Here is a 24,849-nt window from a genome sequence, read left to right as displayed (position 1 = left end):
GTCTTGCTCGATGGCGGCTGGGTCGCCAACGGATGACCCCAGCCGTGAGAACGACGGCCGATCCGGTCGCCGCCGTCACCGCGCCGAGGGGTCAGCCTGCGGCACCGTCGGCGGTGACGGAGGCGCCGCCGACCCGGTGCTGCCGCACTGGCACACTGCAGATCGTGCAGCGGGCGGCTACGGCGATCTCCATCATCGGATTCCTGATGGGCGCCGCGCCGTTTGCTCACACCACGCCCCAGCCGGTGACGTCGAGCGCACCCGCCGCGGCGGCCTCCGGTACGCCGGTGTGCACGATCACCGACCCTCGCGTGACCGAGGTGTCCGGGCTGGCCGCGACCACCACCGGGTTCGTGGTGGTCAACGACAGCAACCCCGACCCCTCGGCAGAGAAGATCTTCTTCCTGGACAGGCGCTGCACAGTCGTCCGCACGGTCACCTACCCGTCCAGCGCCCGCGACCCCGAGGACCTCGCCGTCGCGCCGGACGGCACACTCTGGATCGCCGACATCGGCGACAACAGCCCGCTCAGCGGCGGTTCCGGCAATCGCCGCGCCACCATCGCGCTGTGGAGCCTGGCACCCGGAACGACGAGCCCGGTCATCCACCGGCTCGCCTACCCCGATGGACAACCGCGCGACGCCGAGACGCTGCTGATCTCCGGCGACGGAACCCCCGTCATCGTCACCAAGGAACCCGCAGGCCAGGTCTACGTACCCGACGGTGCTCTGCGGTCCCGCAACCGCACAGCGGTGAAACTCAAACGGGTCGGTGCCTTCTCCCCCACCGCCACCGGAACGCCCAACCCCTACGGATTCTTCGGCGCCGCCCTCATCACCGGCGGTGCGGTATCACCCGACGGCACCAAGGCCGTGATCCGCACCATGTCCGACGCCTACGAATTCGACGTCTCTGCCGGCGACGTGGCCGGCGCCGTCACCTCCGACGCATACCGGATCACTCCCCTGCCGAATGAGCCGCAAGGCGAAGCCATCGCCTACACCATCGACGGCAGCTCCTACCTGACCGGATCCGACCAGGCAGGGCCCAGCCGGATTCTGCAATATCGACCCACGAGGCCCGCAGCCAGCGTCGCAGCCAGCCACGCGCCGCCTCCCGACATGCGAGCACGGTCCTCCGCCCCGGCCGGCCGGGGCCTGTTCACGGCCGGCGTCGCGGCCGGCATCGTCGGGGCACTCCTGATCATCACCGCCGCCATCGCCATCCGCCGGTCCCGGCACCACTGAGGGTGAGCTCACCCGGTACCGCACCACTTCCCGTCGCCCGCCTCAGTGGCAGCGCCAGATCGCCGGACGGCCGCGGTCGCCGCCCAGAACGGTGCCACCGATCGTGTTGCCGTCCGCGCTGATCGCTATGGCCATCGCCATCTCGCCGTCGGGGCCCCACAACTCGTCGATGGGAACCGGACCCTTGTCGTCGAGGGCGATCCGGCCGGCCGGCTTCTGCAGCCCGTCCCCGGCCAGCAGGGCGGTACCGTCGGCGGTGCCGGCCCGCGCTCCGAGGTCACCAGCATCGGGCAGAGTGGCCGTGCTGAACAACGAGTGCTCATTCAACACCCAGCGGGTCTCGACGCCATCGGCGACGCCGTAGACGTACCGGCCGGCGATCGCCCACGCGATCCCACGCGTGTCCTCGTTCCCCCACGCCGCTCCGAGCCCCTCCGGGGTGCCGTCAGGCCACCACAGCATGGGATAACCGGCCGCCTCGCCGACGATCCTGCCGTCGTCGGCGATGTCGCGCGCAGCCGACGAGTGATCGTCCGGCCGCCACGTCGACGGCCGCCGCAACCGGTGCACCGTGCCGTCGGGCGACCACGTGACGGCGACCGTGTCATCCGGCGCCGTGCCCTGCACCCACCCGGCGATGACCCCCTTCACGTTGATCGCGTGCGGGTGGGTCCACGGGTAGCCCTTGACCTTCGCGAGCGTGGTCACGTTGCCGTCGCGCCACACCCAGCCGGTGCTGCCACCCCCCTGAGTCGTCGAATATCCGACGACGGTGTCACCGACCACGTCCGCGATGGTGCCGGTCGCGGCCGCCGGCAGGTCGACGACCTTGCCGTCCTTCCACAGGATCGCCTTCGGCGGGTTGCCGTTCAGCTGGCCGCCGGCCATGGTGCCGCCCGGGTCGAGAGCCGTGACCCTTCCGGTCGCACCGCCGGGAGTCTCCAGCAACGTCGGCAGGCACCTGCCGTTCGCATGCGGGGTGACGACGGTGCCCGGCTTCGCGGCGGTGTCGTGCAGACCCGCCCGCATCGGCCCGGTGGCCACGAACGCGCCGACCGCGGCGACCACCGCCGCCCCGGCGCCCGCGGCGAGCAGGGCCCGTCCGCGGTTGCGCCGCCGCGCCGTGTGCATCGCCTGCTGCACGTCGGCGCCGCTCGGCGGCACCTCGACGGTCAGCATCAGCCCTTTCAGCTCGTGCTCATCCATTCCCGTGCTCCTCAATCGTCGCCAGCATCGACCGCAGCGCGTCCAGCCCGCGCGAGCTCTGGCTCTTCACCGTGCCCACGGAGCACTTCAGCGCCTCAGCCACCTCCTCGATCGGCCGGTCCAGCAGGAACCGCATGACCAGCACGGCCCGCTGCCGCGGCGGCAGCCGGCGCAGCGCCGCCACCAGGCTGCCCCGCTCGTCCACCCCGGAGTGCGGGTCACCCCCGGCGGCCTCCATCGGCCGCCCGCCCAGCTGCACCCGCGACCATGAATGCCGCCGCTCGTCAATGACTGCGTGCACGAGCATCCGGTGCACGTACGCGTCGATGTTGTCGCTGCGCGACACGCGCTTCCAGTGCTGGTACAGCCGGGTGATCGTGGCCTGCACCACGTCGTCCGCCCGGTGGGCGTCCCCGCCGCACAGCAGAAACGCCGCACGCTGCAACGCCGGCAGCCGCGCCGTCACGTAATCGACGTAGGATTCGTCGCCGGGCCGGGGGTTTTCCCGCATCCTCGTCCTTCCGGTAGCCATTCACCCAACCGACGGTGCCGGCCCCCCGAAAGGTTGAGCCGCCGAACCCGGGCACTTCACGGCGTGCGCCGACCGGGCGGCATCCGTGCCGGTGAGCCTGGACCCGGCCCGGCCGGCGCCATGCGGCGGGCCGGTTCGAGGCAAGGCGTACGCGGAGACGACCTTGCAGCCCTGTGGGGTCGGGCGGACCTTGCGCCCCAGCTCACATCGCCTAAAGCATCCTAGGATAAAGGATCCTCGTCACTTCGAGCGATATTTCGTTGAGGATCCAACCCTGTCTGCGCTGCGAGCGGACGAATGGCGGCTCGGACCGGGTCGTCAGGCAGGATCACGTTGAGACAGGGCGAAGAGCCAGGTCACGAAAACGAACGGCGCGGTCAGCGCGGGCACGCCGACAGGCCCCAATGCAGTGCCGAGCGCCGCCTGGACGACAACGGTGAAGACGACGCCGAGCAGGACGTACGGCACGCGCCTGCGGGACGGGTGGTAGAAGGTGGCGCCCAGAGCCACGGCGGTGAGCACCGCGCTGAACCCGTACAGTCCGCCGGCTACCACCGTGGCGTCAGCGCCCAGTCCCAGCGCGACAAACGTGCTGACCACAGCCCCCGCTACGGCGAAGCCGGCTGCCCAGCGTGAAGTAATCAGAAGCGCCGGCAGGATGAGCGCGCCGGTCACCCAGTTCCCGAGAAGGAACACCTCGGAGATGTCCTTGAGAATGCCGGCCGTGAGGAAGGCGCCGGTCAGATGGACGTCGGCGGCACCGGGGCCGTGCGGCAGGGCGGGCTCGCCCGGCCCGCGGTTGCCCAGCCCGGTGAACTGATAGGCGGCGAGCAACAGCAACCACGTGGTCAGGACGAAGGGAAACGTCAGGACCGGCAGTTCGACGATGTCGAGGATCGCGGCGATCGCCCGGGTGATCAGGGTGCAGACCACCGCGCCGAGTACCAGGTAGACCCACGTCAGGATCCTGGGCGGCAGGTAGATCGAGATGGCGAGTCCGGTCAGCAGCGGGTTGAAGCCGAACAGCCCGTTCCGCACCGCCGCGGACGGGAACCGGAGCACCGTTGCGGTGAGTGTGCCGACGAACAGTCCGACGACGGCGCCGGCGGCGGCCTGCGGTGTCCGGGCCGCGACCGCTCCCCAGGAGACAGCCGTGAGGACGATCAGCCCGCTCATCGGGTTGTTCTGCAGAAAGACCTGGGATACGCCCCGCAACATCGCGTCCAGGAAGCGGACCGTCACGAGCCGGTCCGCGGCTCGGCGCCACCAGCCACCCTCGTGCGCTGTGCGCACCGGTTCGGGATTTCCAGAGGTCATGAGCACGGCCGTTTCCCCGGAGCTGCCCCCGCGCTGTCGACTCCGTGCCCGATCCCGGCCCGGTTAACCATCCATGATGGAGCCGCCGGATAAGGATGCGAGCCGGCCATCAGCACGGAATGTCCAATTAGTCGGCAGCTGCCACGTCCCCGGCGTCGGCGGTCCGCACCCGGCAGGGGTTGTCCCTGCTGAGGGCCGGACACGGCCCGCCGCGAGCGCGATGCGTCGTGCCGCAGCGCGAACGGCCCCCGCTCCGCGAGCATGCTGCCCCGCTCGTCACGGGCGTAGCTTGAGGGCGAAGCGTGCGGGACGGTCTGTGCGCCGCCTCGCGGTTCAAGGAGGCATCGATGAGCCAGGAGCAGAGTGCCGTCGGTCGCGACGACGATCCGGGCGTACAAGGTTCGACGGTAGCCGCCACCGAGTCGTGGATCTCCTCGATGATGCTCACCCCGCGGGAGACCGAGAAGCTGGTGATCTACCAGGTGGCGGAACTGGCCCGGCGCCGCAGGGCCCGGGGGGTCAAGCTCAACTTCCCGGAGTCGATCGCGCTGATCTGCGAGGCCCTGCTGGAGGCCGCCCGCGACGGGCGGTCCGTGGCGGAGGTCCAGGAGCTGGGCAAGGAAGTGCTCACCCGCGACGACGTGATGCCGGAAGTCCCGTACATGGTGACGCTGGTCCAGGTCGAGGCGACGTTCCTGACCGGCACCCAGCTGGTCACCGTCACGAATCCCATTTCCTGAGTCACGACAAGGAGCCCGGCCATGATTCCTGGCGAGTGGCTGCTGTCCGACGAGCCGGTCGAGATCAACGCGGGCCGCCGGACGCTGACGCTGCGGGTGCACAACACCGGCGACCGGCCCATCCAGGTCGGCTCGCACTACCACTTCTTCGAGGTCAACCGCGCCTTGGACTTCGACCGGACCGCGGCGTTCGGCATGCGGCTCGACATCCCGGCAGGCAACTCGATCCGCTTCGAGCCCGGCGACGAGAAGGACGTCGACCTCGTGGAGATCGGGGGGACGAAACGCATCTTCGGCTTCGACGGTCTCGTGGACGGCGCCGCCACCGCCGAGCGTACGGTCCGGCAGGCCATGCGCAGAGCCACGCAACGTGGATATCGCGGCGCACGGGAAGGGCAAGCGCCGCGGAACGACGAGGGTGAGCAGCACGAGGAGTTCCGATGAGCAGCATTCCGCGTCACACGTACGCCTCGCTCTACGGGCCGACCACCGGTGACCGTTTCCGGCTGGCCGACACGCAGCTCATCGCGCAAGTGGAGGACAGCCTGCTCACGCCGGGCGAAGAAGCCGTGTACGGCGGCGGGAAGACGATCCGCGACGGCATGGCCCAGACGCCCGGGGTACGCAATCAGGACGGCGCCCTCGACACCGTGATCACCTCCGCGGTCGTGATGGACCCGATCCTCGGCATCGTCAAGGCGGACATCGGCATCAAGAACGGCCGCATCGCGGGGATCGGCCCCGCCGGTAACCCCCACGTGCAGGACGGGGTGGATCCGCATCTCATCATCGGAGCCGGGACGGAGGTCATCTCCGGGGAAGGGCTGGTCGCGACGGCCGGCGGTATCGACACGCACGTGCACTTCCTCACCCCGGACCAGATATCCCACGCGTTGTCCAACGGCATCACCACCCTGCTGGGCGGTGGTACCGGGCCGGCTGACGGATCCAAGGGCACCACCTGCACCCCGGGGCCCTTCCACATCGCCCGGATGCTCGAGGCCACCGCCGAGTTGCCGGTGAACGTGGGCCTGCTGGCCAAGGGCAACAGCAGCAAGCCGCAGACGCTGGCAGAGCAGATCGAGGCGGGCGCGTGCGGGCTGAAGGTGCACGAGGACTGGGGCTCCACCCCGTCGGCGATCGACTGCTGCCTGACCGTCGCCGACGCCTACGACGTGCAGGTCGCGATCCACGCCGACACCCTCAACGAGGGCGGCTACCTGGCGGACACCATCGACGCGATCAACGGCCGTGCGATCCACAGCTATCACACCGAGGGCGCCGGCGGCGGCCACGCTCCCGACATCATGGCCATTGCCGCGCTGCCGAACGTCCTGCCGTCATCGACCAACCCGACCAAGCCCTACACCACCGACACCACCGACAACCTGTTCTACATGGTCACCGTCACGCACCATCTCAACCCGCAGAACCCCGAGGACGTCGCATTCACCCAGTCTCGGATCCGCGGCGAGACGGAGGCGGCCGAAGACGTGCTCCAGGACATGGGCGTGCTGTCGATGTACTCCTCGGACTCCCAGGCCATGGGGCGTGTCGGCGACACGGTGGCGACCGTGTGGCGTACCGCCGACAAGATGAAGCAACAGCGCGGGAAGCTGCCCGGCGACCCCCAGGAGCACGACAACAACCGGATCCTCCGCTACCTCGCGAAATACACCATCAACCCGGCGATCACCCACGGGATCGGCCACCTGGTGGGCTCGCTGGAACCGGGAAAGATCGCCGACATCGTGCTCTGGCCGACGAACACCTTCGGGGTGAAACCGAAGTATGTGCTCAAGAGCGGGTTCGTCGCCTGGTCGATCATGGGCGACCCCAACGGGTCGATCCCGACGCCCGAGCCGGTGCTGATGCGGCCCACGTTCGGCGCCCTGGGCAGGGCGGCCGGCCGCACCTCGATCACCTTCGTGTCTCAGGCCGCCGTCGACGCGGGCGTACCCCAGGCGCTGAAGCTCGACCGCTGGGTCGAGGCGGTCCGTGGCTGCCGCCACATCGGCAAGCAGCACATGGTGCGCAACGATGCCACACCGGACATCAGGATCGACCCGGAGACCTACAAGGTGTACGTCGACGGAGAGCTGGCCAGCGTGCCACCTGCCGACCGGGTCTCCCTCGCCCAGCTGTACTACATCGTGTGAGGCTGACATGCCGGCACCGGCGGCACCACCGGAAGATGACCCCCTCGTTCCGTTCCTCGCAGCCGTCCAGCTCGCGGACTCGGCCTTCCCCAGCGGTCGATACGCCTTCTCGCACGGCCTGGAATCCTTCGTCCAGGCCGGCGCGATGACGGCCGGCAGCGGCACCCACGGCCTGTGGTCGCTGCTGACCGACCAGCTCGAGCACGGCATCGCCACCGCGGACGGCATCGCCCTGGCATGGGCACACCGCGCCGTGTCCCGGGCCCCCAGCCCCGATCGGTATGACGAGCAGCTGGCACTCGACGCCGACCTGCGATTGACGTCGGTGAAGCTGGGACGCGAGGGGCGTGACGCCTCCGCGCGGGCCGGGCGCGGCATGCTCGGCACCGTGGTGGGGTCGTTCGCGGGGCCGGCGCTCACGGCGTACGCCGCATTGGTCAGCACGGGCACAGCGCCCGGCAACGGTGCGGTGGTGACCGGCATCCTCACGGCCGAGCTCGGGGTACCCCGCCGGCACGCCGTGGCGACCGAGCTGTACGCCTTCGCGGCGGGGTGGCTCGGCGCGGCGGTACGCCTCGGGGTGGCCGATCACCGGGTCGCCCAGTGCGTCCTGCACCGATGCGGGCCGGTGATCGACCGAGCGGTGCACGGAGCATGCCGTGGCGGGCTGGACGACATGTCGAGCTCCACGCCCTTGGCGGACGTCATGAGCATGCGGCACGAACAGGCCGGTCTGCGCATGTTCATGAGCTGACAACGACACGACACGCAGGGGAACCATGATGACCGCACAGAACCTCGGCGGCGCCGGAGCGGGCCACGCCGGACACGACCATGCCGGACATGACCATATGGTCCACGACGGACCGCAGCTGGAGAGGCTCGGCGGTCCTGTGCCCCGGGTCGGCATCGGCGGCCCGGTGGGTTCGGGCAAGACAGCGTTGATCGAGGCGCTGGTGCCTCGCCTCGTCGCGGGCGGTTGCCGGCCCGTCGTGGTGACCAACGACATCTTCACCCAGGAGGACGCCCAGCACGTACGGGCGACGCTGGCGGGCGTGCTATCGCCGGAGAAGATCGTCGGGGTGGAGACCGGTTCCTGCCCGCACACCGCCGTGCGCGACGACCCCACCATGAACCTTGACGCGGTACGCGAGCTGACCGAACGCTTCCCTGACAGTGACGTGGTGCTGCTCGAGTCGGGCGGGGACAACCTGACCCTCACCTACAGCCGGGCATTGGCGGACTTCTTCATCTTCGTGATCGACGTGGGTGAGGGCGACAAGATTCCCCGCAAGCGTGGACCGGGCATCACCACCTCAGATCTGCTCGTGATCAACAAGGTTGACATAGCGCCCTACGTACACGCGGACCTTTCGATTCTGGAGCGCGACGCCCGAGCGGTCCGCGCCGGACGTCCTTTCGTCTTCACCGACTGCTTTTCCGGCGACGGCATCGCCGATGTCATCGTGCACCTTCAGGCAGCAGCCATGCTGCCGCAATCGGCGACGACCAGCCCCGGATGACCTCCGCGGCATCCGCGCGATTGCATGACGCCGACCGGTGGGCACCGCGGCCGCCGGACGCTCTCATGCGACAGCTCAGCACCGCCGACGGTTCAGCGGGAACTGTCGGCCTGCTCGATCTGCACTTGGCGCGCATCGGCGGGGCGACGAGGGTGACCCGGCAGTTCCAGCGCACGCCGTTGTACATCCTCCACCCCATCTACCTGGATCCGGGACGGCCCGGGATGGCCTTCGTCTACCTGCAGCATCAAGGCGACGGCATGCTCCAGGGCGACCGGTACAGGATGGACTTCGACGTGGCCGACGGCACCGACGTCCACCTGACCACCCAGGCGGCGACGAAGATCTACCGCATGGAGGCCGGCTACGCCGCCCAACTGGTGAACATCAGCGCCGGGGCCGGCAGCTTCGTGGAGTACCTTCCCGAACCGGTCATCCCGTACCGGCACTCCCGGTTCGCCGGCCGGCTCACCGTCACGGCCCATCCGCAGGCGACGGTGCTGCTCGCCGAGACGCTGCTGCCCGGACGGGTGGCCCGGGGAGAGTGGCACGCGTACGACCTGTACTGCGCGACAACGCGTATCCGCCGCCCCGACGGCCGTCAGATAATCGCCGATACGCTCTCGTTCGGCGGCACGTACGACCGTGCCGGCACTCCGGCGCGCCTGGGCGAACACGGAGTACACGCGGCGTTCTTCGCGCTGGCACCCCCGGAGCGCACGGCCGGCCTGCACACCGCCCTCCTTGCAGGCCTGGGCGAAAGCGGCGAGGTCCTGGCGGGAGTCAGCACTCTGCCGTTCGACGCCGGCATCGTCGCGCGGCTTCTGGGGCCGTCGTCGATTCCGGTGCGCCGTGCCCTGCACACCGCCTGGGACATCGCGCGCCGACACCTGAAGGGGGCGCCGGCCCCCGATCTCCGCAAGGGCTGACGTCGCGCACAGCGATCTCCGTCCGGCACAGTGGCGCTTCTCCACCGACCGCCGGCACCGACGCCCATTCGCGCTTGGGAATCGCACACCCGGGTAGGTGCGACCGGACATGACCCATCGCGCGAGAAGGAGATCGGCATGACCATGCTGTCTGACTCGGCCCGCCTGCACCCAGCCCGCTCACCGCGCCCGGCGCGTATGCCCGCCGGTGATCGGCGGCCGGGCGTTCCGCGATACGACGAAGGAGCAGGTCGTGGCCACTGAAACCCGAAGTCGCGCCACCGGTCCCGGAACCGGGTCGATCGGGCTGGTGTCGTGCGTGGCCTTCGCGGTCGGCACGATGGTCGGCGCCGGGGTGTTCGTGCTGTCCGGCCTGGCGGTGGAACGGGCGGGCCCGGCGGCCATCGCGTCGTTCGTGCTCGCCGGCGTCCTGGTTCTGCTCTCGGCCCTGTCGTTCGCGGTGGTCGCCAGCCTGGCACCGCCCGGGGGCTCCGGATACGCCTACGTCGGGCAGGCGCTGGGACGACGATGGGGCTTTCTCACGTCGTGGGCGTTCTGGCTCGGCGGCGTGATCGGGGTGGCGTTCGTCCTCAACGCCTTCGGCCGGTACCTGCACGACTTCTTCCTCTCCGCGTTGCCGCCGACCCTGGTCGCGGTGGCCGCCGTCGTCGTGATCGCGCTGCTGAACATCGGTCCGGCGAGCCTCATCGGCCGGGCCGAGACCGCACTGGTGGTCGTGAAGGTGGCCATCCTCGTGCTGCTCATCGTGTTCGCTTTCATCCACATCGGACGCGCCCACTTCACGCCGTTCGCCCCGCACGGCGCAGGCTCGGTGGTCACCACGAGCGCCCTGCTCTTCATCGCCTACCTCGGCTTCAACGTCGTCACCAACATGGCCGGCGACGTGGAACGGCCACAACGGACCATCCCGCTGGCGATCCTCCTCAGCATGGGGATCGTGGCTCTGATCTACGTCGGGGTGGTCGTCGCGCTGCTGGCCGGGCAGATCAGCACCTACGACGAAGCCAGCGTGGGAACGGCCGCGAAGCACCTGATCGGCGACTGGGGCGGCATCTTGATCCCGATCGGCGCGCTGATCTCCACCTTGTCAGCCGCCAACGCGAACATGCTCGGCTCCTCGGAGATCATGGTCCGGCTCGCCGGCGACCGCCAGGTACCCACGGTTGCCGGACGCCTCTGGCACGGTCACCCCGCCGTCAGCGTGCTGGCCGCCGCCGTGACCGCCGTGATCCTGCTGCTCACCGGCGGCATCCAGGCGATCATCGCATTGGGCAACGTCGCCGCCATCGTCGCCATGGTTCTGGTCAACGCGGCCGCGTTCCGGGCTCAGCGGCGCAAGCACCGCGCCGGGATACGTCTGCCCGCCGGTCCGCTGCTTCCCGCTCTCGGGCTGCTCGCAGCTCTGGTACAGCTGGTGTTCATCGGCTGGTGGCAGACCCTGCTCGGACTGGTGCTGGTCGCCGCAGGACTCGGCCTGCACGCCCTGCGCGGGCACCACCAGGCCCAGCACCATGCCGTCATCACCGGCCATCTCCACCAGAACACCGGACCGGCCGGACGCGCCCTCCGGCGGCACCCCGCGAAGGAGGCCTGACCATGTGCCGGCTCTTCGGCATGTCCGCCGCACCCCACCGGGTACGGGCAACGTTCTGGCTCCTGGACGCCTCGGACAGCCTCGCGGTGCAGAGCCGTCGCGAGCCCGACGGCGTGGGCCTCGGCACCTTCGACGCAGACGGCTCGCCCGAGGTCCACAAAGCGCCGATCGCGGCCTACCACGACGCGGCCTTCGCCCGTGAAGCCCGTGAGCTGCGAGCCGCCACCTTCATCGCCCATATCCGATACGCCTCGACCGGCGGCCTCACCCCGGACAACACCCACCCGTTCTGCCAGCACGACCGTCTCCTGGCGCACAACGGCGTCATCGGCGGCCTCGCCAAGCTGGAGGACCACCTGGGCACTGCGATGAACCTGGTGCACGGCGACACCGACTCCGAGCGGCTCTTCGCCCTCATCACCAGCTACGCCGACCAGACCGGAGACATCGGCGAAGCGATCATCCGAGCGGTCCGCTGGGTCGCGGCGAACCTACCCGTCTACGCCGTCAACCTCGTGCTGACCACCGCCACCGACCTGTGGGCGCTTCGCTATCCGGAGACCCACCAGCTGTTCGTGCTGCGCCGCGCCGCCGGCGGGCCAACCGGCACACGGCATCTGGAACACGCGAGCGCCGCAGGAACGGTCCGGGTCCGCTCGGCGGAGCTCACCGCGACGCCGGCAATCGTCGTGGCCTCCGAGCGCATGGACGAGGATCCCGGCTGGCGAGGGCTGGACCCCGGCGAACTCCTGCACGTCGCCGCCGATCAGCACATCACCAGCACCATCGCGCTCGATCGGCCGCCGGCACACCCGCTCTCGTTGGCGGAGCTGAGCGCACACGCCCAGGCGTCCCAGAAACCGGCACCGGCTTCCGGCCCTCACGCCAGGTAGCCGATACGGCCCGGAAGTGCCGTCATTGCAACGCGGCTACGGCGGTGCCTTCCGAGTTAGGCGGAGCAGCGCTCCGCCAGCTCGGCGCCGCAGTCGCTCAGCAGGCCGATCCGGAGCCCCCGCCGCCGGAGTTCCGCCAGGACGCCGAGCGCGTGGTGCCGCGGCTGGCGGAGGCGGGCATGACCGCTCCGGTGATGCGCGAGCGCGACGGGGAGCTGGGCGGATGACGGGTTCGCTCCGCAGGAGAGCGCCACCGCCCTCAGCGTGCTCTCCGTCCCGCCGTGGACCCCGATGGTGCGCTCGCCGAAGCTCCCGGGCCCGCGCCTCCCAGAACCGTGGCCGGCAGACAGCCCCTCGCGCGCACCGGCGAGTTGCTCGGCGTCGCGACACTCCTCAGCGCCGGGGTCGGTCAGCGTGCCGAAGCAGCCGAGGATCACCGCGCGCATGGCCCACACACGGACGCGCCGGAGACCCCCGTGGTGCAAGGGCCTCCGGCGAGGCGGTTCCGTGCGGTGGATCAGGATCGGCGAAGGATCAGGTTGCCGTTGTCCGTGGCGGCGCTCTGCGAGCCGCTTGTTTCGCTGGCGCGTTCTGCGGCGCCGCATTCCCCGCGTCTTATCCGGCTGGCGTTTCGTTCAAACCCAAACCACGCAGGATGTTGTCGCGGTTCGCGTTTCCGCGCAGCGCGGTCAAGGAATTCAAGCGGCCCAGCAAAGTCGTGGAAGATGCGGGGCATTTCAGGTCTTGAATCGCCGACAACGTTTTCTCGAAACGTTGGATGCGGCTTTCAAGGTCCGTCCCACTCGGAAGGCTCGCATTCTTGACCGCTACCTGCGCGTTCACCTGGGCTTGAGTGGGCGGGCAGCGACCGGGAACTTTCACCCCGGTAGGGCCCACACGGTCTGCCGTCGCGTTCGGATCGCCCGGGCTGAAACCCAGCGCCGGTACCAAAGCGTTGATGTCACCGGAGCCGGCTCCGGCGCTCCCCGTCGCTCCACTCGCGGCCGCGTCACCGGGTGCTGTGGCGGCGGCTTTATCCGCTGGCGTTTCGTTCAAACCCAAACCACGCAGGGTGTTATCGCGGTTCGCGTTTCCGCGCAGCGCGGTCAAGGAATTCAAGCGGCCCAGCAAAGTCGTGGAAGATGCGGGGCATTTCAGGTCTTGAATCGCCGACAACGTTTTCTCGAAACGTTGGATGCGGCTTTCAAGGTCCGTCCCACTCGGAAGGCTCGCATTCTTGACCGCTACCTGCGCGTTCACCTGGGCTTGAGTGGGCGGGCAGCGACCGGGAACTTTCACCCCGGTAGGGCCCACACGGTCTGCCGTCGCGTTCGGATCGCCCGGGCTGAAACCCAGCGCCGGTACCGAAGCGTTGATGTCACCGGAGCTGGCTCCGGCGTTGCCCTGTTCGGCGGCCTGGCTCATCCCCGTGCCGACCGCGAGCGCCGAGCCGAGCAGCACTGCGGCCGCACCTCCAATCACCAGCTTGCGCGTCCGGCTGCTGACTCCGCGTCGATACATGCACGGCTCCTCTTCGTCTCGGTACTGCCCGTGCCGAGATATACGAGCGATGATGTGGCAGCAGTTCATGACGCTGAGCAAGCGTTCCTTAAAGCTTCTTTAACGCGACTCCCGGGGCGTGCAGCCGCCAGCATCGTCGCGTCCACGCCCGCGCGGGCCAGCTACGCCGCAGCGCCGAACCCCTACAGCAGGGCGGCGATCTGCACGACCCCTGGGACGGCCTGTTCATCACCGCCAAGAACGGCCGGATTGGTAGTTGCAGTGCCAACGCTTCTTCTGCCGGCCCCCCTCAAGAGTCCTCCACCAGCACCGATGCCAGGGGGCAAGGGTGGTCCCAGGCCATCGCGAAGCGACGCGGAGCGTCCTTGACGCCTGGTACCGATGCTGGAACATGAGGCGAGAGCGGAAGGCCGACCGAGTTGTCGCTCGTGCTTTCCTGGGTCCGCAGGACTGCCGCCGGCCGAAGCCCAGCTCCAGGAGCGAGGATGGAATGCCATGGTGCGGCCCGCCGCGCCGCCCGATGCCAGCCGGAGGCCACCAGCAGGCCGGGCGCGAGCGGGCACGGTCGCGCCGCGCCAGCGGCGCCTTGATACACAGAATGACCAAGTCGGCAGTAACACTTGCTTGCTGCGGGTTTCTGGACCAGCGGTCAAGGTGCGCTAGGACCGGCGCCACTTGACTCTTGTGGTCCTCAGGAACGCGAAGAAGGCTGATCCAAGATCTAGACCAGCTTTCTGACCTACGAAAACCTTCGGTCGGACTGACAGGATTCGAACCTGCGACCCCTTGACCCCCAGCAAGTGGTAGGCCCAGCGACGTGCTAACCAACGTTTTACCAGGTCGCTGAAAAGTATACTCGGCCGAGTAAAGGTGTCGCTACCAATCACCTCCCACCGACACCATCACAACCATCCTACCTGCGGTTTCGTCGCCCAAGTTCTCTCGAACGAGTTCTCTCGAGCGTCTTAGGTGTGTTCCAGCGACGCTGCGGTGCCTATTCGCGACAACGAGCGGCGTGCTAACCCGAAATCGAGGCGATCCGTCGACTCGCACCTGGAACCCACTACACCGCTTCAACCCCCATCTCGCGGATTATCGCCGAGACCCTCAACGCAGAATGGGCCATTATCCGCGAGTTCCTTGCTGCAGCGGGCGAGCCGGCGTCCGTTGCCGTATTGGCGATCGCTTGGACCCTGATACCCGCTTTCCGTAGCCCTCGATGGATGCGGTCAATCGCAGATCCACCCCCGGCAGGACGTCCCGGTACAGGGCAGTTTCGCCAAACAACTGCGGCCCCGGCCGCCGCAGCGCCGGCAGCGACGGCCACCCGAGAGTAAAGCTCTCGCCGTCGCGCGCCAGGCGCAGCCGCGCCGATCCGCTGCCGGGCAGCCCATCCGGGCCCGCAGCGAACGAGAGATCAACCACAGCCGCCCGCGGACCAACCGAGCCGTCCGAGCGTCGAACCAGCGTCGCATCCGGCTCGACCCACGACCCGTCGGCAGCGCGCACGCGTTGTGGCGCAGCCGACTGCTGCAGGGTGAAGGACCCGTCCGGGTTCGCGCACGTCTGCGAATACTCGTCGCGCAGGCCGACGACCTCCACCGGAGCGTCGGCCTGCGCAGCCAGCTGCAAGGCGGCAGAGGCCTGTAACGGCTGAACAACGGTGGTGCCCCGGGGCGGCGTACCGGCTGCCGCCGGTACCGCTGCACCGGCCACACCGGCCATCGCAAGCAGAAGTACGAGCGACGCCCAACGTCGCGCAGATTGATCTAGAACAACGCCTGTCAGGCGATCAGCCACCACAGCCCCCGTAGGTTGCGATCTTGGAGGCGAAGATAGGGGAACATGAATCATCTACGCAACCCGCTATATCGATCACACACTCCGGGCGGGAGGCCGCCTGCACCGGGCCGGATCTGACATCATGCTGCTCATGCTGGCGTTCCTGAAGATCACGCGGACAACAACGAGGGCCAGCCGCGTCAGAGAGACCGGCTCCGTGGAGCTCCCGCAAGCGGCCGCCACGATGTGGTCGTTCCTGTCAGACCCGGCGTCCTCGACGAAGCTCAACCAGGCCGAATTGGGCGTCACGCTGCCGGGCAGCCCGCAGGGCCTCGGCGAGATCCAGGTGGCCGTCTTCGGCACCGGCAACGGCCGACATGCCCGGGTCCACGAGGTCGTCGAGCTGGAGCCCGGCCGGCGCGCCGTGACCCGCAGCCTGACCACCACCTTCCCCGCCTACAGCGTCCTGAGTATCGAGCCGACAGGCCCCGAATCGTGCCGGCTAACGCAGGAGTTCTGGGTAGACGTTCCCGCGGGAATCGCCCTCGACACAGTGCGGGCCGTCAAGCACAACTGCCATCAGGAGTTGCGCACAATGATGAATCTCCTGTCGGAGGTGGCTCCTGGATTGGAACCCTGACCGCTCACCACTCCGCCGGCCGACATGTTTACCTCGGTGTTCCAGGCCCGTCCACGCTGGAGACGTTGTGGCGCCGGCTGCCTCAGCGGCGGATGTCGGTCCGTCACAATCAGTAGTCGGTGGACGTTGGCTGCCGCCCGGATCGCGGCAGATCAGTGAACTTAATCTTGACGTCATGCTGATACGCGTTCCGATGAAAACGATGCGATGGTGAGCTGAGGGCACTGTGCGATGCAGCCGGCCGCTGCGCCGCTTTGAGAAGATTCGGGTGACGGGTTTCGGAGCCATGGTGCGCTCAGGCCGGATACCGTGCCTCGAGGGCTTGTTCCACGCGGACGGCCGCATTCGCCGAGTCCTCTACGACGGGCCGCAGCTGTCGCGGTTCCGGTTGCACTCGCTTCATTTCGGCGCGAGCCAGCTGCCTCGTGGCTAATACTGTACCCATGCAAGGCCTTGGGTTGAAACGCGAGCGAGGCATGCGGACATCTGTGCGAGGCGCCGCTGGCTTGATGGTGATCCTGCCCGCGACCTTGCTAACGACCGTTGGTTGCAGCCGGCAAGACCCGGGGGCAGAAACAGAGGCGAAGAGTACGCATCCAACACCGGTCGAGGCCGCCTGCGACTTGAACAGGGCAGCGATCGCTTGGTCGGAGATTTCTCAGCAGCCCGTGATCGCGAGCGCATTCACGGTCGATGGTGCCAATGTGACTCACGTTGCAAAAATCGACGTGGGCCCAAGGGTGGACGACGCGGCGTTGACGGCGGACGCTGTTCATGTCGTCGTTCAATCCTTGGCTCGGCGACTTAAAATGGATATCCAGAATGTTCCTCTTTCTGATGTTCAGACGGACATCAGCTTTTCCAATAACCCTGGAGTGCGTATAGTGGTCTATTCAGGCGCTGACCAGGTGTCGGGAGTGTTCAGGACTGACTGCAATCCGGTTATAACGGGAAAGCTGACGTCCTGGACGGCGGCGACCAGAGGTGTCGTCGACTGTTCACAACCGAAACCCGCCGGCGGATACGATCTGCAAGCCTATAGCTACTGCGAGGGCTGGACGGAATTGCCGCCGGCCTCCGGAGCGCCAGCGCAGGACGTCTCTACAGATTAATGATTAGCCTTACTGGTGGAGTGGGCGGAAATGTCAAGCTACGTGCTGTTCGATGATGTTCTGGACGTCGCCTATTCGCAGTTTTACGTGCTTCAGGTGACGCGGGATTCCGTCGCGATGCAGGACGCTTTCCGGGGCGCCGGAAATGGCCTCTGTGGAGGCGCGACGACAGATTCCCTGTTTCTGACGACTGGTTTGCATACCGGCCCGGTCCAGTTGCGAGTCGAGCGCCACGACGACGCCCCCGACCTGGAGCCTCAGTGGGAGGACGTCGTGGAGACTTCCTTTGCTGCGGCGAGCCAGGTCTTCCTTCAGACATGGGACGGCGCGCAGTACCCCTTGGATCTGACGGCAGAGGGCTACAGAGTGCGGTACGGTGCCCGTGGCTTGGACCAGGCGCGTGAATTGGACAGCCTTGTGGATGGGCCTCCCGTCGATTCGTACAAGCTCGACTTCTGGCCATCCGCCTTCGCTGGCGACCGTGTCGTCAAGGTCGGCAGCCAGACAGCGGCGCGTCGGCACGAGACTGTCCGGCAGGGGCTTAACCTCGGTGCGGAAAATTCGCTGACCGGGCCCGAGAGCCACGAACCCACGACTGAGTGGAGTGCACCTCTCCCCACGGAGCGTCTGGCAAGAGTGGGTGGCTATGTGCAAAGTCTCATGCTGCTGGACCGGAATCTCGCACTCGCATTATCGGGCCAAAGCGATGACACGCTCCGTCTGATAGCACGACGCGCCGCCTTGGATGCCCTTCGCGTCGCCGGTCTTGCAACGGCGCCTGTAGCCGGTCCAGCTGTGGAGGCTCTGCAACGAGGTGGGCCCCTGCCTTCGTCATTTGCCAGTCGTCGCAGCGCCCACCAGCTGCTGAGCGGCGCGGTTCCGCAGACGACAGTTGCCCGTGTGCCGTACGGCGGAGACGATATCGTGCAGCAGGACTACGCCATTGAGGCGATGCTTGTTACGGGTGCTGCGGATGCATTAGCGAGTGCGGTAGACGCCGTCGTACTGGCTGCGGGTACGCGGGGACCCAGCTATCCGCAACTGTTCGACGACCTTCGTGCGATCTTGCCCTCCTCAGCGCCTTAAACGAAATTGAGAAAGTCCCGAGAAGCTGTGGGGCCTCCATTAAGGCGGAGGCCCCACAGCGAATTGTTCTATGGACCAGATCAGGCGACGATTTTTACGAAGAACTTGTCACCGTTGAGGATGCGGCTTTCAGACGCCGAGTAGAACTTGCCGAGCATGCCGCCTCCGTTGCTGTTCTGGTTCTCATCGATGTAGCAGCGACTGTAGCCGTAGGACCCGAATCGCGTCTCCGGTGGAAGCCCGCAGTCCGCCTGAGTTCTGGGCAGGACCGCGACCGTGGTGCCCGATTGTTGTGTGTAAGCACCTTGCCAGGTCGATGCGAACGGGTACTCGTCGCACGAATTCCCAGCCGTTTTGTATATCTTGATGTCGCTCGAGCAAGCCTTCGCCCTGTTCTTCCTCATGAAGGTGGGGCTATACACGCGATTAAGGGCGTTGGATGTACCTGGTTCCCCATCGAGGACGCCTGCGCCAGGTTCGCCGGGCAGGCCGCTGTCCTGCGCGCGCCCAATGTGCCGTGCCAGCTCAGGGTACGGACCGCTCTTACTATATTTGAGCGTTGGAATGTAGTTCGGTACGACACAGCCGAGCGAGGCGGTAACGGTCTTCGTGTCCCGGTCGCAGCGGATCCAGTTCGAGCTGGGGTGCCACCACCCCTTCTTCTGGTCCTTCGTGCGCCCGACGTAATACTCCATCGTCGCGTACCTCGCGGCTCGCGTACCGGCGGAGACCGGCGGACGGAAGGTTCCGCTGAACTGCACCCATTTGCCAATTCGATCAAGACTCGGGGAGCTCTTCTGCACCTCCACCTTCGCGCAGGTCTGGTTGCACCACATACCAACGTTGGCGGCGCGGACTCCCGTGGCGAGGCCCTCGAATCCGGTAACCCGCAGATAGACGTGGTAGTCGACGGTGCCACCCTTCTGGCTCATGCGGGTGTAGCGGTACGCGTCATAGAAGATCTTGCCGTCGAGGCGCATTCCGTTTTTTGTCACCGTCCAGAGCCACGTCTCCACATGTTGGAACCAGCACGCCGAGGTGCGCGTGACTTTCCACTGACCTACGCCGGTTTTGCAGTAGTCCGGCAGCGGAGTGTTACCCAGCTTGCCGACCGGTGTCGTAACTGAGGTGCCGGCCGCCGATGCCTGCTGGCTGACGACGTCGGAGACATCGATAGAATCCGTAGGCGTCTCCTTGGAGACGTGTGTGCATGAGAAGCTGGTGTCGACGGATGCGCCAGATCCGGCGTCGCAGTCGGCGCTTGCAACCGTGGCAGTCGGTGATGCGTCGAAGCTCAACGCGCTCGGGGTGTCTTGGAGCGCATCGCTAGTAGCCGGCGTCCAATCTTCCGTTTCCGTCTCGTCGACGCCCACCTCGTCTTCGCCTTCCACCGGCATGGGTGAAGGATCGGTCGGTTCGGTGTACGTTTCAACAGGTCCCGATTCCACGGTCGGGCTTGCGAAATTCGCCCGGATGGTGAACTCGCACCAGGCGGACCAGCCTGAACTCATGCCCGTGCTGTCAGTGGCCATGACTCGCCAGCGGTACGACTGCTCCGATGTGAAGAGGTCTTGTTCGACCGTTACGGCCGCACGGGTCCCAGTCGCGGTGGCTGCAACGGTGCTGGTCCCAACCGGCGTCCCCGAAACGGTCTGATATTCGAAGGTGGCGTCGGTCGCGGTGGAATCGACGTCTGTGAAGGTTGCCGACAACTCCGGGGTGAGTGTGTTGAGTACCGGACGGGAGGTGCCGGTCAGGCATTGGCTGCTGGATTCGGTAGCGCGCGCGGTGAGGATGGGGCTTTGGTACGCGTATGTAACGACCGCGCCGGGTGCCTGCGCTCCGCCGTTGTACTCCATGGAGTAGAAGCGCTTCTGCGAGCTCGAAGAAGCTTCGTTGACGGCGCGAACGCCGAGATAGGCAACATCGCGCCCTTCGTCCGAGGCGCGCTGGAAGAATGAAGTGGCCTTAACGGAGGACGGCTGCACTGTGCTGCAACCCGTCGGGCCGCCCCACGACTCGTTGGACTGGCCGTCGGTGAAGCGCCAGGTGGGCTGACTGGTCCACCGACTTGCGGTGCTTGGTGCAGTGACCGTACCGACCTGATAATAGATGTTACAGCTAGCGGAAAGATAATTGCCCAACACGACGGTCGCGTCGGTAATCTTCTTGCCCTTAAACGCCGCAGTGTCGAAGTTGACGAACGCGCGTGACACCTTGCCGTCGCGAAGTCCGATCTCGAGATACGTACGAGTCGAGAGGTCCTCTGTGACGCCGTCACGCACCCACGTGTCGAAGACTGGAGCGCCAAGGTGGACCGTCGGGTCAATCGTGACGGGATAAACGGTACGAGGATCCTTCAGGAAAGCTGCATCGGGCTCAATCGTGAGTTTGACACCAGCACCATCCACCGCTTCGGCGTCTATCGACGTGTCCCGGGCGGCAACCGCCGTCGCGGATATACCCATCGTCCGGACGGCGAGCGGATCTCCAGTATCCGGGTCAGTACGTGAATCCCACATCAGCGGAGCCGGGGTGCTAGCGAGGACATTGCGATCCTCGTCCAGCAGGGTTAGTCGCCCGTCGTTGGTCAACCGATGAGAGGCGACATCCACACCGGTGATAGGAACGGTTAGCTCGCCGACTTGGGCGGCCGCCTTACGGTTCTTAACGATAAAGAAGCTCTCGACCCCGGTGACTGTCGCCTGAACGACCAGGTCAATCCCAGTCTTGACCTCGGGGTAGATAGCTTTATCACCATCCAGAAGTGGATCCGGCAGGTTCCCGGTATAGCTCATCGCGACAGATTCATCCCCGGAACCCAGCGTTGCAAGCTCGTGAGTGCCGGCGAGCGCTTGGCCCGAGATCGTCAGACCGTCCGGGTGAACCCGAGGCGCCACGGATCCATCCGGCTGCTTTTGCAACGTCAAATCTGTCGGAACCCATTTGCCGTCTTGCAGGACGCGGACCGGTGCCGCGCTAAGTGAGTGTTTGAGATGGGGTCAGATGCGGGTCAGGGCGCGGCGGGATTGGCGTCGTGATGGGTGTCCGCGGGTGATCCGGCGGAGCATGCCGTTGATGGCTGCCCAGCGGATGAGGGCTTCGGAGACGGCGGGGTCGCGTTCGTAGTCACGGGCCAGGCGGCGGTGGGCGGTGAGCCAGGCCAGAGTTCGTTCGACGACCCAGCGGCGCGGTTGCACCGCGAAGCCGCGCTGGTCAGCGGGTTTTCGCACGATCTCCACGGTGGTTCGCAGCCGGTCGGCGGCCCAGTCGACGAACCGGCCGGCGAACCCGGAATCGGCGAAGACGTGCCGGACCGGGCTGGTCAGATAGAGACCGAGCAGGGCGGTCTTGCCGCCGTCGCGGTCCTGCCACGAGGCGGCCAGGACGCAGGCGGTGATCAGCAGCCCGGCGGTGTCGGTGACGATGAACCGTTTCCTGCCGTTGATCTTCTTGCCGGCGTCGTAGCCACGCGAGTCGCGTCCGACGGTGTCGGCGCCCTTGACGCTCTGCGAGTCCAGCACCCCGGCCGAGGGCTCCGCAGCGCGGCCCTGCGCCACCCGGGCCTTGACCCGCAACACGGTCAGCAGGCTCTCCGTCACCCCGGCCTCCTCCCACCGGACGAAATACCAGTACACCGTCTGCCAAGGCGGCAGGTCCGCTGGCAGATACCGCCACGGACAGCCCGACCGCACCAGGTAGAGGATCGCGTTGACGATCTCGCGGCGTGGATGTTTCTCGGGCCGTCCGTCGCCGCTGGGCTCAGGAAGGAGGCCTTTGACGAGGTCCCACTGGGCGTCGGTCAGGTCGGACGGGTACCCACGGCGCGATGACACCGCGACACCCTGCCCGAGCCAGCCATCATGATCACGCCGCCACACCGTCTACATGAGAACTTCTCAAACACTCACTTAGTGTGTGTTTGAGAGTGGTGTCGCACGGCGTGTCCCTGACGGCGGCCGGGGTGGCCTGATGCTGTCGCGGTGAAGCGTGAGCGGCGGTACCCGTCGGACTTGACCGATGCGCAGTGGGAGATCGTGGAGCCGATGCTCCCCTTGATCAAGGAGCCAGGTCGGATCCCGAAGCATCCGCGGCGGGCGATCGTGGACGCGATTCTGTACGTGGTCCGCAGCGGCTGCTCGTGGCGGCAACTACCGGTTGATTTCCCGCCCTGGCAGACCGTGTACTGGCAGTTTCAGCAGTGGGAGCAACGCCAGGTCACCGAACGGATCCTGGAAGAACTCCGTGAACAGCTGCGCCTCGCCGAGGGCCGTGAGCCCGAGCCGTCGGCCGGGGTCATGGACTCGCAGTCGGTCAAGGCCGCCGACACCGTCGGCAGGGACTCCCGCGGCTACGACGCGGGTAAGAAGGTCAACGGCCGTAAGCGGTTCATCGTCACCGACACCCTCGGTCTGCTGGTCGTGGTCTGCGTGATGTCAGCGTCGTGGCAGGACCGCGACGGCGCGAAGACGACCCTGCTCAGCACCTACACGGCCTCGCCGATCCGGTACGTGTTCGCCGATCAGGGCTTCGCCGGCAAGCTGGTCGACTGGGCTGCCGAGACCCTGAAGATCACCGTCGAGATCGTCCGCAAACCAGCGGACCAGCAAGGTTTCGTCGTGCACCCGAAGCGGTGGGTCGTCGAACGCAGCCTTGCTTGGCTTACCGCGCACCGCCGCCTGGCCCGCGACTACGAACGCGACCCCGCAGTGTCCGAAGCGCTCATCCGATGGGCCGCGATCAACACCATGGTCCGCCGCCTCGACCGTGGCCGACCTGCCACCCGACAAGCCCGCCGGACACTCAGCGCGCCCGGATAACCGCCCTCTCAAACACCCACTTAGATCTCCGGCTAGACACCTCTAGGGATACCCGAACTGCCATCCTCCGCAAGCCAGGAGCTTCTGTCCAGCACACGACCTAGCGTGACGAGGATCCGTCGACTCGCGCGCGGTCGGCGGAATATAAGGGCAGCCTCTCGAATCGCCTGATGCGGTCCGTTCGTCCGATGGCTTCCCCGCTTCGCGGCTTTAAGCTGTGGTTGGCTGTAATCCCGGTGCTGCAAAGACGGGCGATCGGGCGGCGTCCACCGGGAGTTTCCGCTGCCTGCGCCCGTACCAACCTTCCGCCCTCCAAGCGCGAGGCCAGCTCTGCCCTGCCAGCGCTGCTGATCACGCCGTATCAGCGGCAGATCCGGATGTCGGCTGCGATGAGTCCCGACGGCAAGCGTTCCCGCCACGAGCCACGCCTGCGACCGCGACCTGCCGCCGGCTTGACCGCAGGGGTCCGGCATCCTGGTGACGTGACAGCTCCGGAGCGCTTTCTCCAGTTCGAGCACGGCTATCGAGATGGGTTGCATTTCTACACGGTCGCCGTCGATCAGTCGAATCTTCCTAGCCCGGTATGGCTAGGTTTGCGAAAGCTGGACTACCCGGAAGATCCAGACCTGAATCCGTGGCACCGACACGCGATCAACAACTGGTACGGGGAATCGCTCGCGGTCTGGCGTGCGCTGACGTGGACGTTGACCGCAGGCCGGAGCCGGTATGTCATTCCCTGTTACCTCCGTGACGAGGTGGCGCGATGCCTGGGTATCGGTCGAAAGGACATACAGCTGGTTCGGTGGGAGTACGAGGTTGATATCGAGCTGCCGGACTGGGAAGCCGCCGATTACGGGTTCGTTCCGGCTCGCACCAACAGCCTTCTGAGCCGCACTGAAGATACCTGGGACATCGATCACGTCGGATTCGCAGGTCTGTTCGAGGTGAACAGCTTCCGCCAGCTCACCGACATCGACCGCGTGCTCGCCGGCGATACCTGCTCCGAGCTCACGGTGTTCGCCCTCCACCATCCAGGGAGGCGAGACGAGTTGGCCGCCGCGCTCAACCAGAGTGACCGCCCTGACCTGGCCGCCGTCCTGGAGCCTGGCGAAATCTTCGTCGACATGGCGGTAGACCGCGAATGCGGCCTCTTTCCCAGGAGCTACCTCACCGTCAAGGCACCCGACCTGACCCCACAGGTCGACCAGCTGGCCGACCACTTCAGTCAAGCGTTTCGCCGTTACCTCGACATGGTCGGCCAGATCCACACGTGGAACGACTTTCATTCCGCAATCGATGGACTGCTCGCTCCGCCTCATACCGGCGGTATTCACCGGGGCTGACTGCTGCGCCGACGCTGTCTCCGGCCTTCGGATCGGCGTCACGGTCACGCCGATTCCAAGGGCACCGACGGGAGCTCGGTAGACGAAGAATCGCGCGAGCTGCGGAGACAGGTTGAGAGACAGCCTCTCAGGTACGCGACCAGACGGATGACGTGCCCGACGGGCGGCTGCGGCGCTGCTGCTAGCCGCGGTGTCGGGTCCGCGACGCGAGCGAGTCCCTGCCCCGAACGCCACGGAGCCCCCGCGGAGCGAACCTCAGATGTCGTCTGCATCGTCCCTCACGATGTGATCTGCAATCCTCCCGGCACAGCGGGCGCGTCTTGATCGGCGCACACGGCCGTCGACGTGAGCGTTCACCGGATGTCATGACCCGCTGCTGACCCA

Annotated in this window: 23 protein-coding genes; 14 read left to right on the top strand and 9 right to left on the bottom strand. The window is 66.9% G+C overall.

Annotated features, from left to right (window positions below; genetic code table 11):
* Positions 1-226: 226 nt before the first annotated feature.
* Positions 227-364, bottom strand: coding sequence for a hypothetical protein (locus COUCH_RS15565; protein WP_249612791.1), 138 nt, complete (start codon positions 362-364; stop codon positions 227-229).
* Here COUCH_RS15565 and COUCH_RS15560 point away from each other — a divergent pair.
* A complete protein-coding gene (locus COUCH_RS15560) occupies positions 354-1,247 on the top strand; it encodes a hypothetical protein (RefSeq protein ID WP_249612790.1) in 894 nt (297 codons plus the stop codon). The two genes, COUCH_RS15565 and COUCH_RS15560, sit on opposite strands and share 11 nt — an antisense overlap.
* A 42-nt stretch (positions 1,248-1,289) precedes the next feature.
* Here the strand turns inward: COUCH_RS15560 and COUCH_RS15555 are convergent, their stop codons facing one another.
* From COUCH_RS15555 to yut, 3 genes are all read right to left on the bottom strand, one after another.
* The gene (locus COUCH_RS15555; protein ID WP_249612789.1) at positions 1,290-2,453 is read right to left on the bottom strand and encodes a hypothetical protein; all 1,164 of its coding nucleotides are present in this window, start codon (positions 2,451-2,453) and stop codon (positions 1,290-1,292) included.
* Complete coding sequence (locus COUCH_RS15550) at positions 2,446-2,964, bottom strand: SigE family RNA polymerase sigma factor (protein WP_249612788.1); 519 nt, start codon at positions 2,962-2,964, stop codon at positions 2,446-2,448. The genes COUCH_RS15555 and COUCH_RS15550 overlap by 8 nt, the downstream gene beginning before the upstream one ends.
* A gap of 339 nt (positions 2,965-3,303) precedes the next feature.
* On the bottom strand, positions 3,304-4,227 hold the full coding sequence (yut, locus tag COUCH_RS15545; RefSeq protein ID WP_249612787.1) for an urea transporter: 924 nt from the start codon (positions 4,225-4,227) through the stop codon (positions 3,304-3,306).
* Between the two features lie 422 nt (positions 4,228-4,649).
* Here yut and COUCH_RS15540 point away from each other — a divergent pair, with 422 nt between their 5' ends.
* The 8 genes from COUCH_RS15540 to COUCH_RS15505 all read left to right on the top strand — a co-directional run bounded on the left by COUCH_RS15540 (position 4,650) and on the right by COUCH_RS15505 (position 12,161).
* Positions 4,650-5,042, top strand: coding sequence for an urease subunit gamma (locus COUCH_RS15540; protein ID WP_430640941.1), 393 nt, complete (start codon positions 4,650-4,652; stop codon positions 5,040-5,042).
* A 21-nt stretch (positions 5,043-5,063) separates the two neighbouring features.
* Complete coding sequence (ureB, locus tag COUCH_RS15535; RefSeq protein WP_249612786.1) at positions 5,064-5,486, top strand: urease subunit beta; 423 nt, start codon at positions 5,064-5,066, stop codon at positions 5,484-5,486.
* Complete coding sequence (gene ureC, locus COUCH_RS15530; RefSeq protein WP_249612785.1) at positions 5,483-7,201, top strand: urease subunit alpha; 1,719 nt, start codon at positions 5,483-5,485, stop codon at positions 7,199-7,201. The genes ureB and ureC overlap by 4 nt, the downstream gene beginning before the upstream one ends.
* A 7-nt stretch (positions 7,202-7,208) precedes the next feature.
* A complete protein-coding gene (locus tag COUCH_RS15525) occupies positions 7,209-7,955 on the top strand; it encodes an urease accessory protein UreF (RefSeq protein WP_249612784.1) in 747 nt (248 codons plus the stop codon).
* A gap of 25 nt (positions 7,956-7,980) precedes the next feature.
* Entirely contained in the window at positions 7,981-8,724 is a 744-nt protein-coding gene (ureG, locus tag COUCH_RS15520) for an urease accessory protein UreG (RefSeq protein WP_346015990.1), read from the top strand.
* Positions 8,725-8,789: 65 nt separating this feature from the next.
* On the top strand, positions 8,790-9,653 hold the full coding sequence (locus tag COUCH_RS15515) for an urease accessory protein UreD (RefSeq protein WP_249612783.1): 864 nt from the start codon (positions 8,790-8,792) through the stop codon (positions 9,651-9,653).
* Between the two features lie 253 nt (positions 9,654-9,906).
* Positions 9,907-11,268 carry an APC family permease gene (locus COUCH_RS15510; protein WP_249612782.1) on the top strand — a complete coding sequence of 454 codons (1,362 nt, stop codon included), beginning with the start codon at positions 9,907-9,909 and terminating at the stop codon, positions 11,266-11,268.
* Between the two features lie 2 nt (positions 11,269-11,270).
* On the top strand, positions 11,271-12,161 hold the full coding sequence (locus COUCH_RS15505; RefSeq protein WP_249612781.1) for a class II glutamine amidotransferase: 891 nt from the start codon (positions 11,271-11,273) through the stop codon (positions 12,159-12,161).
* Between the two features lie 56 nt (positions 12,162-12,217).
* Here COUCH_RS15505 and COUCH_RS15500 read toward each other — a convergent pair whose 3' ends face one another.
* The 3 genes from COUCH_RS15500 to COUCH_RS15490 form a co-directional block, all read right to left on the bottom strand.
* Positions 12,218-12,607 carry a hypothetical protein gene (locus tag COUCH_RS15500; protein WP_249612780.1) on the bottom strand — a complete coding sequence of 130 codons (390 nt, stop codon included), beginning with the start codon at positions 12,605-12,607 and terminating at the stop codon, positions 12,218-12,220.
* Positions 12,608-12,776: 169 nt separating this feature from the next.
* On the bottom strand, positions 12,777-13,682 hold the full coding sequence (locus tag COUCH_RS15495) for a hypothetical protein (RefSeq protein WP_249612779.1): 906 nt from the start codon (positions 13,680-13,682) through the stop codon (positions 12,777-12,779).
* A gap of 1,125 nt (positions 13,683-14,807) precedes the next feature.
* Positions 14,808-15,407, bottom strand: a complete 600-nt coding sequence (locus COUCH_RS15490; protein WP_249612778.1) for a hypothetical protein — start codon at positions 15,405-15,407, stop codon at positions 14,808-14,810.
* 208 nt (positions 15,408-15,615) lie between these two features.
* Here COUCH_RS15490 and COUCH_RS15485 point away from each other — a divergent pair, with 208 nt between their 5' ends.
* The 3 genes from COUCH_RS15485 (at position 15,616) to COUCH_RS15475 (ending at position 18,302) form a co-directional block, all read left to right on the top strand.
* A complete protein-coding gene (locus COUCH_RS15485; RefSeq protein WP_249612777.1) occupies positions 15,616-16,104 on the top strand; it encodes an SRPBCC family protein in 489 nt (162 codons plus the stop codon).
* 509 nt (positions 16,105-16,613) lie between these two features.
* Positions 16,614-17,216 (top strand): hypothetical protein, encoded by a 603-nt coding sequence (locus COUCH_RS15480; protein ID WP_249612776.1) that lies wholly within the window; start codon positions 16,614-16,616, stop codon positions 17,214-17,216.
* A gap of 30 nt (positions 17,217-17,246) precedes the next feature.
* Positions 17,247-18,302: a hypothetical protein gene (locus COUCH_RS15475; protein ID WP_249612775.1), complete on the top strand. Its 1,056-nt coding sequence runs from the start codon at positions 17,247-17,249 to the stop codon at positions 18,300-18,302.
* A gap of 80 nt (positions 18,303-18,382) precedes the next feature.
* Here COUCH_RS15475 and COUCH_RS15470 read toward each other — a convergent pair whose 3' ends face one another.
* Together COUCH_RS15470 and COUCH_RS15465 are read right to left on the bottom strand one after the other, a co-directional pair.
* A complete protein-coding gene (locus COUCH_RS15470; RefSeq protein WP_249612774.1) occupies positions 18,383-21,202 on the bottom strand; it encodes a NucA/NucB deoxyribonuclease domain-containing protein in 2,820 nt (939 codons plus the stop codon).
* A gap of 102 nt (positions 21,203-21,304) precedes the next feature.
* The gene (locus COUCH_RS15465) at positions 21,305-22,138 is read right to left on the bottom strand and encodes an IS5 family transposase (RefSeq protein WP_249607867.1); all 834 of its coding nucleotides are present in this window, start codon (positions 22,136-22,138) and stop codon (positions 21,305-21,307) included.
* A gap of 147 nt (positions 22,139-22,285) precedes the next feature.
* Here COUCH_RS15465 and COUCH_RS15460 point away from each other — a divergent pair, with 147 nt between their 5' ends.
* Both COUCH_RS15460 and COUCH_RS15455 read left to right on the top strand, forming a co-directional pair.
* The gene (locus COUCH_RS15460) at positions 22,286-23,122 is read left to right on the top strand and encodes an IS5 family transposase (RefSeq protein ID WP_249612625.1); all 837 of its coding nucleotides are present in this window, start codon (positions 22,286-22,288) and stop codon (positions 23,120-23,122) included.
* A gap of 188 nt (positions 23,123-23,310) precedes the next feature.
* Complete coding sequence (locus tag COUCH_RS15455) at positions 23,311-24,465, top strand: hypothetical protein (protein WP_249612773.1); 1,155 nt, start codon at positions 23,311-23,313, stop codon at positions 24,463-24,465.
* Positions 24,466-24,849 lie beyond the last annotated feature (384 nt).

The sequence above is a fragment of the Couchioplanes caeruleus genome (assembly GCF_023499255.1).
Lineage (GTDB): Bacteria > Actinomycetota > Actinomycetes > Mycobacteriales > Micromonosporaceae > Actinoplanes > Actinoplanes caeruleus_A.
This window is presented reverse-complemented; position numbering and strand designations above follow the sequence as displayed.